Annotated in this window: 13 protein-coding genes; 8 read left to right on the plus strand and 5 right to left on the minus strand. The window is 72.5% G+C overall.

The features are described 5' to 3' along the window. Positions 1-58 precede the first annotated feature (58 nt). On the minus strand, positions 59-1,117 hold the full coding sequence (locus tag ACFY0D_RS31280; protein ID WP_390801338.1) for an AraC family transcriptional regulator: 1,059 nt from the start codon (positions 1,115-1,117) through the stop codon (positions 59-61). A gap of 149 nt (positions 1,118-1,266) precedes the next feature. Between ACFY0D_RS31280 and ACFY0D_RS31285 the strand changes: the two genes are divergently transcribed. The 3 genes from ACFY0D_RS31285 (at position 1,267) to ACFY0D_RS31295 (ending at position 6,015) form a co-directional block, all read left to right on the plus strand. Then, positions 1,267-2,997 carry an AMP-dependent synthetase/ligase gene (locus ACFY0D_RS31285; protein ID WP_390801339.1) on the plus strand — a complete coding sequence of 577 codons (1,731 nt, stop codon included), beginning with the start codon at positions 1,267-1,269 and terminating at the stop codon, positions 2,995-2,997. Between the two features lie 1,271 nt (positions 2,998-4,268). Further along, positions 4,269-4,763 (plus strand): hypothetical protein, encoded by a 495-nt coding sequence (locus ACFY0D_RS31290; RefSeq protein ID WP_390801340.1) that lies wholly within the window; start codon positions 4,269-4,271, stop codon positions 4,761-4,763. Between the two features lie 139 nt (positions 4,764-4,902). After that, complete coding sequence (locus ACFY0D_RS31295; protein ID WP_390801341.1) at positions 4,903-6,015, plus strand: hypothetical protein; 1,113 nt, start codon at positions 4,903-4,905, stop codon at positions 6,013-6,015. Positions 6,016-6,062: 47 nt separating this feature from the next. On the opposite strand, the gene ACFY0D_RS31300 is transcribed toward ACFY0D_RS31295, so the two are convergent. Beyond that, positions 6,063-6,659, minus strand: a complete 597-nt coding sequence (locus tag ACFY0D_RS31300; RefSeq protein WP_390801342.1) for a dihydrofolate reductase family protein — start codon at positions 6,657-6,659, stop codon at positions 6,063-6,065. Positions 6,660-7,056: 397 nt separating this feature from the next. Here ACFY0D_RS31300 and ACFY0D_RS31305 point away from each other — a divergent pair, with 397 nt between their 5' ends. Continuing rightward, the gene (locus tag ACFY0D_RS31305; protein ID WP_390801343.1) at positions 7,057-8,772 is read left to right on the plus strand and encodes a lytic transglycosylase domain-containing protein; all 1,716 of its coding nucleotides are present in this window, start codon (positions 7,057-7,059) and stop codon (positions 8,770-8,772) included. Between the two features lie 180 nt (positions 8,773-8,952). Here ACFY0D_RS31305 and ACFY0D_RS31310 read toward each other — a convergent pair whose 3' ends face one another. Beyond that, entirely contained in the window at positions 8,953-9,156 is a 204-nt protein-coding gene (locus ACFY0D_RS31310) for a cold-shock protein (RefSeq protein ID WP_030012116.1), read from the minus strand. 237 nt (positions 9,157-9,393) lie between these two features. Between ACFY0D_RS31310 and ACFY0D_RS31315 the strand changes: the two genes are divergently transcribed. The 4 genes from ACFY0D_RS31315 to ACFY0D_RS31330 all read left to right on the plus strand — a co-directional run bounded on the left by ACFY0D_RS31315 (position 9,394) and on the right by ACFY0D_RS31330 (position 14,242). Then, positions 9,394-10,257 carry a menaquinone biosynthetic enzyme MqnA/MqnD family protein gene (locus ACFY0D_RS31315; RefSeq protein ID WP_301368034.1) on the plus strand — a complete coding sequence of 288 codons (864 nt, stop codon included), beginning with the start codon at positions 9,394-9,396 and terminating at the stop codon, positions 10,255-10,257. 201 nt (positions 10,258-10,458) lie between these two features. After that, positions 10,459-12,303, plus strand: a complete 1,845-nt coding sequence (locus ACFY0D_RS31320) for a serine/threonine-protein kinase (protein ID WP_390801344.1) — start codon at positions 10,459-10,461, stop codon at positions 12,301-12,303. A gap of 78 nt (positions 12,304-12,381) precedes the next feature. Continuing rightward, positions 12,382-13,581, plus strand: coding sequence for a cyclic dehypoxanthinyl futalosine synthase (gene mqnC, locus ACFY0D_RS31325; protein ID WP_033224154.1), 1,200 nt, complete (start codon positions 12,382-12,384; stop codon positions 13,579-13,581). Between the two features lie 16 nt (positions 13,582-13,597). Continuing rightward, positions 13,598-14,242, plus strand: coding sequence for a hypothetical protein (locus ACFY0D_RS31330; RefSeq protein WP_390801345.1), 645 nt, complete (start codon positions 13,598-13,600; stop codon positions 14,240-14,242). Here ACFY0D_RS31330 and ACFY0D_RS31335 read toward each other — a convergent pair. Further along, positions 14,208-14,603, minus strand: coding sequence for a response regulator transcription factor (locus tag ACFY0D_RS31335; RefSeq protein ID WP_390801346.1), 396 nt, complete (start codon positions 14,601-14,603; stop codon positions 14,208-14,210). The genes ACFY0D_RS31330 and ACFY0D_RS31335 overlap by 35 nt on opposite strands. Before the next feature lie 49 nt (positions 14,604-14,652). Then, on the minus strand, positions 14,653-15,555 hold the full coding sequence (locus tag ACFY0D_RS31340; protein WP_390801347.1) for a DUF3152 domain-containing protein: 903 nt from the start codon (positions 15,553-15,555) through the stop codon (positions 14,653-14,655). Positions 15,556-15,665 lie beyond the last annotated feature (110 nt).

Below are 15,665 nucleotides of genomic sequence, written 5' to 3' on the forward strand. Positions count from 1 at the left end.
GGGGGCAGGTGAGGCGAAGGTAGTGACCGACCGGTAGGAAGGTCGCTGACCGTGCAGCTCAGCTTTCCTGACCCGGCCTCACACGCCCGGTCGCCACGGGCGCCGGATGCGGTCCCGACGCGATCCGGTAGGCCCCCGGCGTCGTACCCGTCCAGCGGCGGAAGGCGCGGTGGAAGGCCGTGTCCTCCGAGAACCCCAGCCGCGCCGCGAGATCCGCGATCGGTTCACCGCTCTCCGCCAGGCCCGCGATGGCCGCGTCCCGCCGCACATGGTCCTTCAGCTGCTGGAAGGACGTCCCCTCCTCCTGGAGCCGGCGCCGCAGCGTCGCCGGGGACACCGCGAGGCCCGCCGCCACCTCACCGAGCGCGGGCAGCCGCGGTGACGTGCGCAGCCGCTGCGTCAGGGTGCGGCGTACCTGCTCCGCGACCGTGGTCCCGTACTCCGGACGCGACAGCAGGTCGAAGGGGGCGCGGCGGAGCATCGCGTCGAGCGCGCCCTCGTCCCGCACGAGCGGAGCGGTCAGCCAGCGCGCGTCGAAGGCCGCGCCCGTACGGTCCTGCCCGAAGCGCACCGGACAGTCGAAGAGCATCTCGTACTCCTCCCTGTGCGCCGGCGGGGGATAGCGGAAGGCGGCGTGGGCGAGCGGGATCCGCCGACCCACCAGCCAGCTGCTCAGCCGGTGCCAGATCGCGAGCACGCACTCGGTGAGGAACCGGTCCTCGTCCCGGGCGAAGTCGTTGCGGACGGTGAACCGGGCCTCCGGGCCCACGACTTCGAGCGCCAGCTCCGGCCCGCCGGGGAAGAGCCCGTAGAAGGCGGCGGCGCGCTCCATGGCCGCGCCCAGATCGTGGCAGCCGAGCGAGGCGTGACACATCATCGCGAAGGTGCCGGGGCGGCTCGGGACCTGGCTCAGGGCGAGGAACTCGTCCTGCGTGGTCCGGTACAGCGCCCGGAAGAGCCGGGCGAACTGGGCGGGCGTGATGCGCGCCCGGTCGTCGCCCAGCAGCAGCGGCGGGATCTGCGCCTCCTGCAGCAGAGGCACGGTGTCGATGCCGCTGCGGCGGGCCCCCGCGAGCAGGGCACGTACGTGGTGCACGGTGACCGTCCGCCTTGCCATGGATCCGACGGTAGCCCGGATGGGCTCCGGATGGACCCCGGATGAGCGCTCGGGTCAGCGGGGGTGACGCTTCCGGTCATGCCGCGGCGGCGGTCCGGCTGCCTAGCGTCGGAGGGGTTGGAGGTCACCAACCCGCGGGAGGGCATGCGATGGACGGTCGGCCGAGCACGCTGGCGGTGTTCACCCAGTGGACCGAGGAGCGGTACGGGCCGGAACCCGCCCTGCGGTTCCGGTCACCGGAGGGCGGATGGCGTACCCGCACGTACGCGGAACTCGGCACGGAGGTACGGGCCGTGGGCTGCGCCCTGCTCGGCCTGGGCGTGGCTGCCGGAGAACGGGTCGCCGTACTGGCGGAGACCCGGCCCCGGTGGACGTACACGCACCTCGGGCTGCTGGCGGCGGGTGCGGTCCTCGTACCCGTGTACCCGACGGCGGGGGAGGAGGAGCTCTCCTGGGTCCTGGCGGACTCGGAGGCGGTGGTCGTGGTCTGCGACGACGGGCGGCAGGCGGCCCGCGTCGAGGAGCTGCGGCCGAAGCTGCCCGCGCTGCGGGCGGTGGTGCTGATGGACGAACTGCCGGCCCTGCCCGGCGCGGCGGCGGAGGCCGAACTGCTGGCCCGGGCCGCGGCCGTGACCCCCGGAGCGGACGCGTCGATCGTCTACACCTCGGGCACGACCGGCCCGCCGAAGGGCTGCCGCCTCACCCACGGGAACCTGGGCGCGATCCAGGACGCCACCCTCCCGCTGATCAAGGGCGGCCCGGGCGACTCGACATACCTGTACCTCCCGCTCGCACACATGCTGGCCCAGCTGATCCAGTACACGACCCTCACCGAGGGCGGAGAGCTGTGCTACTTCGGCGGCCGGATCGAGAACGTACTCGCGGAGCTGGCCGAGGTCGCCCCGACCCATCTGCCGTCCGTACCAAGGCTGTTCGAGAAGCTGCACTCGGTGGTGCTCTCGCTAGCGGAGTCGCAGGAGGGCGGCCGGGAACGCTTCGAGGCGGCGGTACGGGTGGGCGTGCTGGCGGCGGACGGACGGCTGCCGGAGGAACTCCGGACGGAACACGAGGCGGCCGAGAAGTCGCTGTACTCCCCGGTCCGGACCGCCTTCGGCGGCCGGCTCCGGTGGGCCCTCACCGGCGGCGCCCCGATCGCCCCGGCGACGCTGGACTTCCTGCGCGCCTGCGGGATCTCCGTGTACGAGGGGTACGGGATGACGGAGTCGGGCGGCGTCATCTCCGTCAACCATCCGGCGGCGGTGCGCCACGGGACCGTGGGCCGCCCGATCGCGGGCTGCGAGGTGCGGATCGCGGAGGACGGGGAGGTGCTGGCGCGCGGGGCGATGGTGTTCCCGGGCTACCACGCGAACGAGACCGCGACCGCCGAGGCGCTGGACCCCGAGGGCTGGCTCCACACCGGTGACCTGGGCGAACTGGACGAGGACGGCTACCTCCGCATCACCGGCCGCAAGAAGGAGCTGATCATCACCTCGGCCGGGAAGAACATCACCCCGACAGAGGTCGAATTCGCCGTCCAGCGCTCCCGCTACGTCTCCCGCGCGGTCCTGATCGGAGACCGCCGCCCGCACGCGGTCGCCCTGATCACCCTGGACGCGGAGGAGATCGCGGCCTGGGCGGCACGCGAGACCCTCGACCTGGGCCCGACCCCCACCACGCACCCGGCGGTCCACGCCCTCGTCGAGGCGGCGGTCACGGAGGCCAACACCACGGTCTCCCGCCCGTCCCGCATCCGCGCCTTCCACATCCTCCCGGAGGACTTCACCCCCCAGGCGGGCACCCTGACGCCGTCCCTGAAACTCCGCCGGGGCGTGGTGGCGGAACGCTACGCGCGGGAGATCGCGGGGCTGTACGGGGAATGAGACGGGGGCGGGGAAGTGCGGCGGGGCTTCGGTGGGCGGGATCTGCTCGGGCGGAATCAGAGTGGCGTATGGGGGTTTCCCGTCAGTCCCATCGTCCCTCCGTGTCGGGCCGGTCCCTCAAGGGCGCTCCTTCGTCGCGTCGCTTCGCGATGTCGCTGCGCTCCACCCTTGACCGACCGTCCCGCCCCGGAGAAACGAAAGACTGCCGGGAAACCCCCAAAGGAACGGGCCGGGAGTTCAAGGATGAGGACGGGGCGGTCAGAGATGTGCTGCCCTGTCGGGCGTGAGGCACGACCAAGAGGCGGGGCCCATCACAGACCAGGGCCCGTGTCGGGGGAAGCGCGTCCAATCGCTACGCGCTCCCCATCTCTCAGCGTCCACAGACCGTCCTGGGCTGGACATAGGCCGCCCACGACCCGCAGGTGCTTCTCCCGGGAGGCGTCTGACGGCCGACTGGGGTGAAGAAGGCCGGGACAGCGGCTATGTCGTCGTGGGTGCGGGTCAGCGCACGGGGGCGGGCGGAAGGGTTGACGGTTTGCACCAATTACCCCTGTTTGGGCGTGAGGTTGTGGGGTGCTGCCCGCGTTGACCCGGTTCTACGACGGAATAGCCGAGCTGCCGGCCGTCCGCCCCTCTCAGCGGCTCTCATCAACCCCTGCCGGCCGTCGGTCGCGGTCGTGGAGAAGCGCGTAGCGATCTGGGGCGGCCTATGTCCAGCCCCAGACGGCCGTCGGACGCTGAGAGATGAGGAGCGCGTAGCGATTGGACGCGCTTCCCCCGACCCGGCGATCGGTCCGAATGGGCCCCGCCTCGGGAGCATGCCCCTACGCCCGACCAGGTCGCGGATCCCTGATGTCCCCGTCCCTGAAAGTATCGACCGGCCCGTTCCTTTGGGGGTTTCCCGGCAGTCTTCGTATGTCCGGGGCGGGACGGTCGGTCAAGGGTGGCCGAAGGCCATCGCGAAGCAACGCGACGAAGGAGCGCCCTTGAGGGACCGGCCCGAACCGGAGAGACGATGAGACTGACGGGAAACCCCCATACGCCTCCCTGATTCCGATCAAGCGGCTCCCGCACGACCCGAAGCCACCCCGCCACCATCCGACCCCGCCGCACCGCACCACCCCGACCCCGTCCGACCCCGTCCGACCCCGCCCCCCCCGCGTCGCCCCCCGCCCCCGTGGGTATTCGCCACCCAAGGGACCGAGGGGGCGGGGCGTGTGCGTGGTGGTGGGCGGGTGTTGGGGCGGGGGGTTGCCGGGGTCGGGGTGGTGGTGACCCTGGCTTTCGCCGGGTGGCTGACGTGGCTGCTGCCCGGGCCGCAGATGGCCGCCGTGCTCGGGTTCGGGCCCGTCGACGGGGTCGTCTCCATCCAGGAGTGCCACGAGGCGAGCGACGCCGAGGGCTATGCGACGGGTACCGACTGCGCCGGCCGGTACACCCCCCGGCGGTCGGACGGGCCGCCCCGCGACATCGTCCTGGACACGGCCGCCGACGACTACCGGCCCGGTACCCAGGTGGAGGTCAGGACGGCGCGGGGACGGGCGTACGAACTGTCGGGCGGCGCGGTGTTCCGCTTCGGCACCGTCATCGGCCTGCTGCTCCTGCCGTTCCTGGTCCTGGCGGCCTGGCTGTTCGCCTGCGCGCGCCAGGGCAGGGTGGCGGACGGCGAGGGCTACGTCTTCGTGGCCCTGGCGGGCCTGGTCATCGCCATCGTGCCGGCCGCCGTCGCCGGAATCCTGGTCGAGATCGGCATGCTGATCTTCTGACCGCCGTTTCTGCGCCCTTTCGCCGGGGGAGGGGGCGGTCGTCGAACCGTTCTCGTCGCCCGGGGGATCAACGGGGGTGACGGGCCTCGGTCCGGCGCCGTATCAGTTCGAGAAGACAGGGGAGATCTTCTTGTTACCCGTGGTTCTTTCCGCGATGTTGTCCGTGGCGGTGGTGCCGCCCGCGTCCGGCGCCGGTGCCGATGCGATGTACGAACTGCCCCTTCTGCCGGGCCATACCACCAGCTCCGCCGAGGCGATGAACGAGAGCGGGGACGTCGTCGGGTTCTCGCTCGACGCGAACGGCGACGGCTTCCTCGTCCGGTGGGGAGCCGACGGCTCCCTCACCCCTCTGCAGGCCGTCGGCGGCGGTACGGGGGGCCATGCCGTCAAGATCGCCGACGACGGCACGGTGGCCGGTTTCACCGACACGCCGGACGGCGTACGGCACGCCGCCCGCTGGAACGCGGCCGGCGTCCTCACCCGGCTGGAGGAACCGCCGGGCTATGTCCAGGGCGAGGCCCAGGACATCAACAACGCACGCGTCGCCGTGGGGCAGCTCTCGACGGACACCGCCACGATCCCGGTCCGCTGGGGTCCCGACGGCCGGGCGACCGCACTGCGCCTGCCCCCGCAGGCGCACGGGGGCACAGCCACCGCGATCAACGAGCGCGGCGAGATCGCCGGCTACGTGTCCGTGCCCGGCGAGAAGACCCGGGCCGTGCGCTGGGACATCGCGGGCCGTGTCCACGACCTGGGCTCCCTCGGCGGCTCGGACAGCCAGCCGTCCGCGATCAACGAACGCGGCACCGTGGCCGGCCGGGCGACCGATGCGGGCGGGACGTGGAAGGCCGTCCTCGCGCCGCTCGGGAAGAAGGTCAAGGCCCTGCCCTCCCAGGATCCGGGCGCCCGCTCCGTGAGCGTCAACAACGCGGACGTCGTCGTCGCGAACGTCAAGGACCGTTCCCTGCGCTGGAGCGGAACCGGCACCGGCGTCGGCACGACCGAGCTCCAGGTGCTGCGCGGCACGGGCAGCACCTTCGTCCGGGGGATCAACGACGCCGGAACCAGCGTGGGCACCTCCGGCGAGTTCGCCGTGACCTGGGACGCGCAGGGCCGGGTGAGCGCGCTTCCCGTCCCCGCCGGCGTCGACACGGCCGACCCGATCGCGATCGACGCGACCGGTCGCGTGGCCGGGAACGTGGGCTCCTCCCGGGCCTGGCCGGTCCGGTGGCGGGCCGCCGTCTGGCGCTGACGGCCGCCGGCCCGCGCCGCGCCCCGAGCCCCGCCCCCGCCCGGTCGCTAGCTCTTGGCGGCCGGGCGGTAGGTGCACACGTGCACACCGGCCGGGCTGATCGCGGTGGAGACCAGTTCGAGCGTGCGCAGCCCGCCGTCGGCAGGGAAGACCGACTTGCCGCCGCCGAGCAGCACCGGCATGACCATCAGCCGGAGTTCGTCGACCAGGCCCTCGCTCAGCAGGGTGCGTACGAGGGTGGGGCTGCCCATGACCACGAGGTCGCCGCCCTCGGTCTCGTGCAGCTCCCGGATCCGGGCGGCGGCCTCGTCGCCGGGGATGCGCGTGGTGTTGTTCCACGACAGATCGGCCTCGCCCAGGGTCCGGGACACCACGTACTTGGGGATGGAGTTCATCCGGTCGGCGAACGGGTCGCCCGCCCGCCCGGGCCACGCGGCGGCCATCGTCTGCCACGTTCGGCGCCCGAACAGCAGGGCCTGCGCATTCTCCATCGCCTCGGTGAAGGAGCCGCCCACCACCTCCGGGTCGAAGAACGGGTGCGACCAGCCGCCGTGGGCGAAGCCGCCGTCGTCGTCCTCGCCCTGACCGCCCGGGGCCTGTACGACGCCGTCCAGGCTGATGAATTCGGTGATGACGATGCGCATGGGGGTCGTTCCTCCGCCTCGGTCCGGTGTGTACGCAGGGGAGACCGCCGCGCTCTCCGGAACTCATCGCACCCGGCCGGACTTTGCCGAGTGACCTGGGTCACATCATCGGCGGCTCCCGGGGCACCGTACCCGGCCATGGCGGATTCCGTGGCCGCCTTCCGTCTCCGGCCCGGCCGGCGAGAGGTGGTAGAAATGGGCTGTCATGGGGGTGATTCGGGCGAGAGGTTCGGGCGTCTGTCCAATCGGCCATGAGACCCGGGTGAAGCCGAGACGAATGGTGCGTCACATCTCCCGGAGGGACGGCGAGTCGGCGGCGAATACCTGATAGACAGTGGATATTCACGGCTCGACCAGCCGTATACATTTGACGGCTCCTTGGGGGGATCGCCGCACTGTGAAGCCGCTTCACCGCCACCTCGTCAACACCTCGCGCAAGGTCCTGTGCACGGCCGCGCTCGCGGCCAGCCTGACCACCGCCGCGGTCGTGACCAGTCCGTCGACCGCCGACGCGGGAGAGTCCGAGCCCACGCCGGACAGTCCGCAGGCCGCCGACCGCGGTGACGCCCGGCTGGATCTGCCCGACATCGTCGCCGACCCGCCGCCCGCCGGGGTGGGCGCGCCGGAGGCGGCCAGCGGGATACCCGCGACCGCCCTCGACGCCTATCACCGTGCCGAGTTGTCGGTGGGTGCCGCGCTCCCCGGCTGCAAGCTGCCCTGGCAGCTGCTCGCGGGCATCGGCCGGGTGGAGTCCGTCCACGCCTCGGGCTACGGGCTCAAGGCGGACGGCTACACCGAGAAGCCCATCCGCGGCCCCCGCCTCGACGGCAACGGCTTCGCCGAGATCCGCGACACTGACAAGGGCGAGTGGGACGCGGACGCGGTGTACGACCGGGCCGTCGGCCCGATGCAGTTCATCCCGTCCACCTGGCGCACCTGGGGCGCCGACGGCAACGGCGACTCCAAGCGCGACCCGAACAACATCTACGACGCGGCCCTGGGTGCGGGTCTCTACCTGTGCGCCGGCGACCGCGACCTGTCGAACGCGGCCAAGCTCGACCAGGCGATCCTCAGCTACAACAACTCCCGCGAGTACGTGAACACCGTGCTCGGCTACATGCGCCAGTACCAGGCCGGTGGCGTCGGCGAGGTGCCGAACCCGCCGGTCGGGGACTACCCGACGCAGCCGCCGGGCACCCTGCCCACCCCGCGCGTGCCGGTCACGCCGTCGACTCCGGTGACGCCCACGCCGACCCCGACTCCGACTCCGACCCCCACGCCCAAGCCGACCCCCACTCCGACTCCGACTCCGACGCCGGAGCAGCCGAAGCCGGCCACCCCGCGCCTGGCGGAGCTGACGGTCCTCGGCGGTCCCGGCCTCACGGCCGAGGCCGGTGCGGCCTTCGAGGAGGTCCCGAAGGTCAAGGTGCTCCTCAGCGACGGCAAGCCCGCCGTCAACCAGGAGGTCGTCTTCGCGGTCGAGGGGGACACCACCGGCGGGACCCTGTTCGGGACGGCGGACTCCCTGGTGGTCAAGGCGGGCGCCGACGGCATCGCCGCCGCGCCCGGGCTGAAGGCGGGCCTCAAGGCGGGCACCTTCACGCTGCGGGCCTCGGCCTACGACCCGCAGGGCCGGTTCACCGTGAAGTTCGAGGGCAAGGTCACGGTGGCGGTCGCGGACCGGCTGGCCCGTGCGGGTGACGCGAAGCCGCTGGAGGCGGTCGCCGGCAAGAGCTTCACCGGCGTGGAGGTCTTCGCCACCGCCGCCGGGAAGGCCGTCGCGGGTACGGAGACCGTGGCCGACCTGGTCGTGAAGGACGCGGACGGCAAGTGGGTCCCGGCGGACCCGGAGACCGCGAAGGGCCCGTTCTTCAAGGACGAGGCCGGCAAGCCGGTCCTCGGCCGGCTGCTGGCCAAGACGGGCGCCGACGGCAAGATCGTCCTGCCGGAGCTGTTCACCACGGACGTGGCCCCGGGCACCTACTTCGTGCGCCTGACGACCAAGGAGAAGGTGACCCTGGTCCTGGAGCTCAAGATCACGGTTCCGGCCACGACCCCGACTCCGACTCCGGACCCGGCCCCGGTTCCCGCGAAGGAGCCGGCCCGCCCCTGAGGCAGTACGCCAGTGGCCCCCGGCGCCGTTTCCACGGTGCCGGGGGCCACTGCGTCGCTCCCCCCGCCCCGACGGGGGGAGGGGGGAAAGGCAGGAGCCCTGCCGGATCTGCTCGCGCAGAGGGGACAGGGCTCCTTGGGTACTGCTTTTCCAACCCGCGATTTAGGTTGGCCCAGGCGACTAGGCCGGGGTGACGTTCTCCGCCTGCGGGCCCTTCGGACCCTGCGTGACGTCGAAGTTCACCGTCTGGTTCTCCTCAAGGGAGCGGAAGCCAGAGGCGTTGATCGCGGAGTAGTGGACGAAGACATCCGGGCCGCCGCCGTCCTGGGCGATGAAGCCGAAGCCCTTTTCAGCGTTGAACCACTTCACGGTTCCGGTAGCCATGAGCCCTCCTATGGGCCAAAGGGTCGCCCTGCTCCAGAACCTGCTAAGAAGTCTGAAAACTACAAAAGCCTGCGGGTCGCATTCTCCGCAGGCCTCGTACTGCAAGGGAAACCAAACTGCAACTTGCGTCGAGCCTAGCACGCACCCTGCGGCCGAGACCAGAGGGAAAGATCACGTCACCCGGACGTTTGAGACCCGCCGCAAGGCTGACGCAGACCCGGGGGCTAGTCTCGCGATGTGGACGTCTATCGCAGCCGGCCCCGCGTCGGCCACATTCAGTTCCTGAACTGCCTGCCCCTCTACTGGGGGCTGGCCAGAACCGGCACTCTGCTGGACCTGGAGCTGACCAAGGACTCCCCCGAGAAACTCAGTGAGCGCCTCGTCCAGGGGGACCTGGACATCGCCCCGATCACCCTCGTGGAGTTCCTCCGCAACGCCGACCAGCTCGTCGCCTTCCCCGACATCGCCGTCGGCTGCGACGGTCCGGTGATGTCCTGCGTGATCGTCTCGCAGGTCCCCCTGGAGCAGCTCGACGGAGCCCGCGTCGCACTCGGCTCCACCTCCCGTACGTCCGTACGCCTCGCCCAGCTGCTGCTTTCCGAGCAGTACGGCGTACGGCCCGACTACTACACCTGCCCGCCCGACCTGAGCGTGATGATGCAGGAGGCGGACGCGGCCGTACTGATCGGGGACGCCGCGCTGCGGGCCTCCCTGCACGACGCGCCCCGGCTCGGGCTGACCGTGCACGACCTCGGGCACATGTGGAAGGAGTGGACCGGGCTGCCGTTCGTCTTCGCCGTCTGGGCCGCCCGCAAGGACTACCTCGCCCGCGAGCCCGCCGTCGTGCGGGAGGTCCACGAGGCCTTCCTCTCCTCCCGGGACGTCTCCCTGGAAGAGGTCACCAAGGTCGCCGAACAGGCGGCCCGCTGGGAGGCCTTCGACGCGGAGCTGCTGGAGCGGTACTTCACGACGCTCGACTTCCGCTTCGGTCCCGAGCAGCTGGCCGGCGTACGTGAATTCGCACGCCGTACGGGATCGACGACCGGGTATCCCGCGGATGTCTCCGTGGAGCTGCTGAGCACGGTGGTCCAGGAGTGCTGACCGGGTTTACCCGGCGGTAGTCCAAAGGGTGAACGGGCGCATGTGAGGTTTACCGGGAATTCCCGCCCTTTTTGCATTTCTCGCCCTGGGGCGGAAATGCAAAAGGGTGACTGCGCTCCTTCCCCCGCCCCGGCACCGCCTAGGCTGCTGCTCGGCCGGGCGGCACAAGGCGCCCGGGATCACGGGGAATTGGGGGACGCGATGCAGCCGCTCGAAGCCGGTGAGCCGCGGACCATCGGCGCCTACCGGCTGCTCGGCCGGCTCGGCGCGGGTGGCATGGGCCGGGTCTACCTGGGGCGCAGCGCGGGCGGCCGGACCGTTGCCGTCAAGATCGTGCACCCGCATTTCGCCTCCGACGAGGAGTTCCGGGCCCGGTTCCGCCGCGAGGTGGAGGCGGCCCGCCGGGTGGGCGGCGAGTGGACCGCGCCGGTGCTGGACGCGGACCCCGAGGCCCCGGTGCCCTGGGTGGCCACCGGGTACGTGGCCGGGCCCTCCCTGGACCGGGCGCTGGCCGGGCACGGCCCGCTCCCCGAGGCCTCGGTACGGGCCATCGGCGCGGGCCTGGCCCGCGCCCTGGTGGCCGTGCACGGCCTGGGCCTCGTACACCGGGACGTGAAGCCGTCGAACGTGATGCTCACCCTCGACGGGCCGCGGCTGATCGACTTCGGGATCGCACGGGCCACGGACGGCACCGCCTCGCTGACCTCCACCGGGGTCTCCGTCGGCTCGCCCGGCTACATGTCGCCCGAGCAGATCCTCGGCAAGGGGATCACCGGGGCGGCCGACGTGTTCTCGCTCGGCGCGGTCATGGCCTTCGCGGCGACCGGGCGGCCGCCCTTCACCGGGGACAACTCGGCCACCCTCCTCTACAAGGTGGTCCACGAGCCGCCCGAACTGGGCGCGGTCCCGGCCGGGGAACTGCGCGACCTGATCGAGGCCTGCCTGGCCAAGACGGCCGCGGAGCGGCCGGCCCCCGAGGCGGTCGCGGCGGCCCTCGGCGGGGCGCTGGGCGCCCCCGGCTGGCTGCCCGGGCCGCTGGTCGAGGAGGCCAGCCGGGCCGCCGTGGCCCTGCTGGACCTGGACGCGGACACCTCCGGGGGCGGGTCCGACGCGTCGGCGGGCCGGGGCTTCGGGGCGCCGTACTCGCCGTACGCGGACGGCCCGTCGGGGCCGGTGCCGTTCACGGCCGCCTCGTACGCAGGCCCGGCCGGGGCGGGGAGCTTCGGGCCGCCCGGCCCCGCGTACGGGGGGCCGGGCGCCGGCTCGCCGTACGGCTCCGGCTCCGCCGGTACGGGCGGCGGCGGGACGGCCGGCTCGCCGACCGCGACCACGGACTCACCCGGTGGCTCGGGTCCGTACGCGACCCCCGGCCCGGGAACCGGCGGCGGGGGGCTGCCGGGGCAGCGGACCGGCGCGGAGGATCCGGGGCGGCAGGTCACCGTCAGGGCGGCCGGGCGCCGGTTCAGCTGCACCGTGGTCCTGGCCGCGGCTGCCGTGCTGGCGGTGCTGTCCGGCGGGCTGTACTGGCTGGACGTCCTGCCGGGCCAGGGCGGCGGGCAGCGGGACCTGGCCGGCGACACCCGGCCCTCCGGTCCGGCTCCGGCCGCGTCGAGCGTCGCCCCGGGCGCCACCCCCGACGGCACCCCGACCCCGGGCGGGAGCGCCGCCGCGCCCAAGGGGACCCGCCAGGACGTCCCCAAGGAGCTCGTCGGCACCTGGAAGGGCACCGTCACCACCGCCCGCCTCGGCCTTCCGTCGGAGTTCGAGATCACCATCAAGGGCGGCAAGGTCGGTGAGGCCGTCGCCCGGGACAAGTCGGTCCTGGCCGCCCTGGGCACCGACTGCAGCGGCGACTGGAAGCTCTCCTCGGCCACCGACCGCTCGCTGGTCCTGGACACCGCGGGCAACCCCAACCCGGCCCCCGGCATCTGCTCCAACGGCTCGGCCGACGAGCGTTTCACGCTCAACGCGGACGGGACACTCCACTACAAGTCGGGCGACACCCCGGCCGGAAACCCCGAAGGCGATCTCAGGCGCAGCCCCTGAATGGCGTCGCCACACCCTGGCGTAGGCTGGATCGGTCCGGACCTTGACACAGACACACCGCCGAAAGGTGACTCACCGGTGACCGACCAGGCCGTTCTCCAGTCTGTCCTCGACCGCGCCGCCGCGGGGGGCCGGATCACCAAGGAAGAGGCGCTCGACCTCTACCGCCACGCGCCGCTGCACGCGCTGGGCCAGGCGGCCGACGCCGTGCGCCGGCGCCGCTACGCCGGTACCGAGCACATCGCGACGTACATCATCGAGCGGAACATCAACTACACCAACGTGTGCGTCACGGCGTGCAAGTTCTGCGCCTTCTACGCGGCCCCCAAGGACGCGAAGAAGGGCTGGTCCCGCGACCTCGACGACATCCTGCGCCGCTGCGCGGAGACCGTCGAGCTCGGCGGCACCCAGATCATGTTCCAGGGCGGGCACCACCCGGACTACGGCGTCGAGTACTACGAGCACCACTTCTCCGCCATCAAGAAGGACTTCCCGCAGCTGGTCATCCACTCCCTCGGCGCGTCCGAGGTCGAGCACATGGCCCGCATCTCGGGCGTCTCGGCGGAGGAGGCCATCCAGCGCATCCACGCGGCCGGCCTCGACTCCTTCGCGGGCGCCGGCGCCGAACTGCTGCCGGAGCGGCCGCGCACGGCGATCGCGCCGCTCAAGGAGTCCGGCGAGCGCTGGCTGGAGATCATGGAGATCGCCCACAAGCTGGGCGTGGAGTCCACCTCCACCATGCTGATGGGCACCGGCGAGACCAACGCCGAGCGCATCGAGCACATCGCGATGATCCGGGACACGCAGGACCGTACGGGCGGCTTCCGCGCCTTCATCCCGTACACCTACCAGCCCGAGAACAACCGCCTCAAGGGCCGCACCCAGGCGACGATCTTCGAGTACCTGCGCATGATCGCGATCGCGCGGCTGTTCCTCGACAACATCGCCCACATCCAGGGCTCCTGGCTGACCGTCGGCAAGGAGGCGGGCCAGCTCTCGCTGCACTACGGCGCCGACGACCTCGGCTCGATCATGCTGGAGGAGAACGTCGTCTCCTCGGCCGGTGCCAAGCACCGCTCCAACCGCCAGGAGATCATCGACCTGATCCGCAAGGCGGGCCGCACCCCGGCGCAGCGCGCGACGACGTACGAGCACCTGCTCGTGCACGACGACCCGGCGAACGACCCGGTCGACGAGCGCGTGGTCTCGCACATCTCCTCCACCGCCATCGAAGGCGGAACGGCGCACCCCGAGCTGAAGCTCATCTCCACGAACTGACGACGCCCGCCGACCGATGCTGACGCTGCACACCGCCGAACTCCTGGTCCCCGGGCCGGGATCCGCGCCGCTGCCCGGCGGTGCGGTCCTCGTCGACGGCGACCGGATCGCCCGCGTGGGGCCGTACGAGGAGGTCGCCGCGGCCCACCCGCACGCCCGGACCCGCCGCTGGCCCGGGGTGATCACCCCGGGGCTGGTGGTGCGCGGGGCGGACGAGCTGCTGGAGCGCACGTACTACCCGGACGACCCGTACGAGGTCACCGAGCTCGGCGCCGACCCGATCCGGGGGGCGGCCGCGCTGGAGGCGCTGAAGATGACCGAGCCGCGGTGGGGCCACAGCGCCCGGCGCGGTACGCAGCGGCTGCTGGCCCGTGGGGTGGTGGCGGTCTGCGGCCGCTTCACGATCCCGGCGGTGCGCACGGCGGTGTCGCGGTCCGGGCTGACGATCCTGCCGCCCGCCGCCTACGAGGGGCTGCCCGCGCTGGATCCGTTCGCAGGGCGGGGTGCTGCGGCGGAGGCCTTCCACGGGATCCTGGAGGCGGGGGTTCCGGCGCGCTTCGCGGTCTTCGCGGTGGCGGACGAGGCCGAGTTGCTGGAGCAGGGTGCGACCACGTGCGTGGCCACGGTCATCGGCGGGCGGCTGCTGCACCGTCGTCGCTGAGCCCGTTCTCCCCGCCGCGGCGGGCGGTGTCCCCGGCGCGCCGGGTGTCCTCCCGGGCGAGGGCGGCGAGCAGGCAGGCCTGCAGGCGGCTGATGCCGCCCAGCTTGGCCCGTATGTTGACCACGTGGAACTTGACCGTGCTGACGGAGAGTTGGAGCTCGGCGGCGAGTTCCCGGTTGGAGGCGCCGGTGGCCAGGCACAGGAACACCGCCGATTCCTGCTCGGTCAGCTGGGCGTCGGCGGGCCGGTCCCCGTCGGGCGCGGAGCCGCCCGGCACGTCCTCGCACGGCGCCTGCTCCTCCGCGCCCGGCTCCTCGTACGAGGGGAACCACGCCGGGACGCTGAAGCTGACGACGCGCACGTTTTCTCCTTGCCCCCCGGCCGGTCCGTCCTGTGGCCGGCTCTCCCCCCTATAGGACGTGTGGACCGGACAGGTAGGTTCCATCGGAGTCGTACGGCCAGGCGTTGGACTTGCAGCCCTGCAGTCCCTTGATCTGCTGCATCATCGCCGGAGCGGGCTTGCCGGCGCCCGGGCAGCCCTCGTGTCCGCGGCCGAGCTCGTGCCCGACCTCGTGGTTGATGATCAGGGCCCGGTACTCCTCGGGGGTGCCGTTGAACTGCGGCGAACCCTCCTGCCAGCGCTTGAGGTTGACCACGACGGTGTGCCCCGTGCTGCAGTTGGTCTCGCCGATGAGCTCGGGCGTGACCACCTCGCACAGGCGGTCGGTGGTCTTGGGCGTGGCGATCTTGATGGTGAAATCGACCGGCTGGCCCGCCCCGACGAGCTGGAAGCCGTACTTCGGGTCCTGGGTCCAGCCGCGCCGGTCCCCGAGGATCGCCTCGACCGAGCGGGCGGCCGACTCCGGGTCGACCCCGCTGCCCTCCTCGACCTCGATCCGCCAGCGGCGCGCGGCCCCCTTGCCCTGCGCCTTGCCGGCGGTGGCGGAGGCCTTGAAGGCGCCCGGCTGGGTGGGTTTCGCAGCGTCGGGCGACGGCGTCGGCGAGGCCGGGGGAGATGCCGCGGGTGAGGCGGACGGCTGCGGGGAGGGGGACTGCTGGCCGCCCTGCGGGACGGCGTTCGCGGAGCCGTCGCCGGATTCCCCGGCCGTCGGGTCGGGCTTGGCCGCGGCCCGGCCCGCGGCGGCCTTCGCGTCGTCGTCCTGGGGCAGCAGTGTGTACGCGGTCGCCGAGACCACGGCGAGGGCCGCCGAGCCGAGGAGGATCGTGCGCCGCAGCCGCTTGCGCCGCTCGGCCCGGCGCTGGGCGCGCGGGCTGCTGCGGCGGGAGCGACCGCTGGAATGGCCTGCCGGCATCGTGAAGCTTCCTGTTCGCGGCGGCCACTGCCGGACCGGCCACGATTCGGTCACCGATCCAGTGGGTGACCCTCACCGGGCCGCACCGTGTCAGTCAACGTGTCCGCCGG

Source organism: Streptomyces sp. NPDC001502, from assembly GCF_042894785.1.
GTDB lineage: Bacteria > Actinomycetota > Actinomycetes > Streptomycetales > Streptomycetaceae > Streptomyces > Streptomyces kutzneri.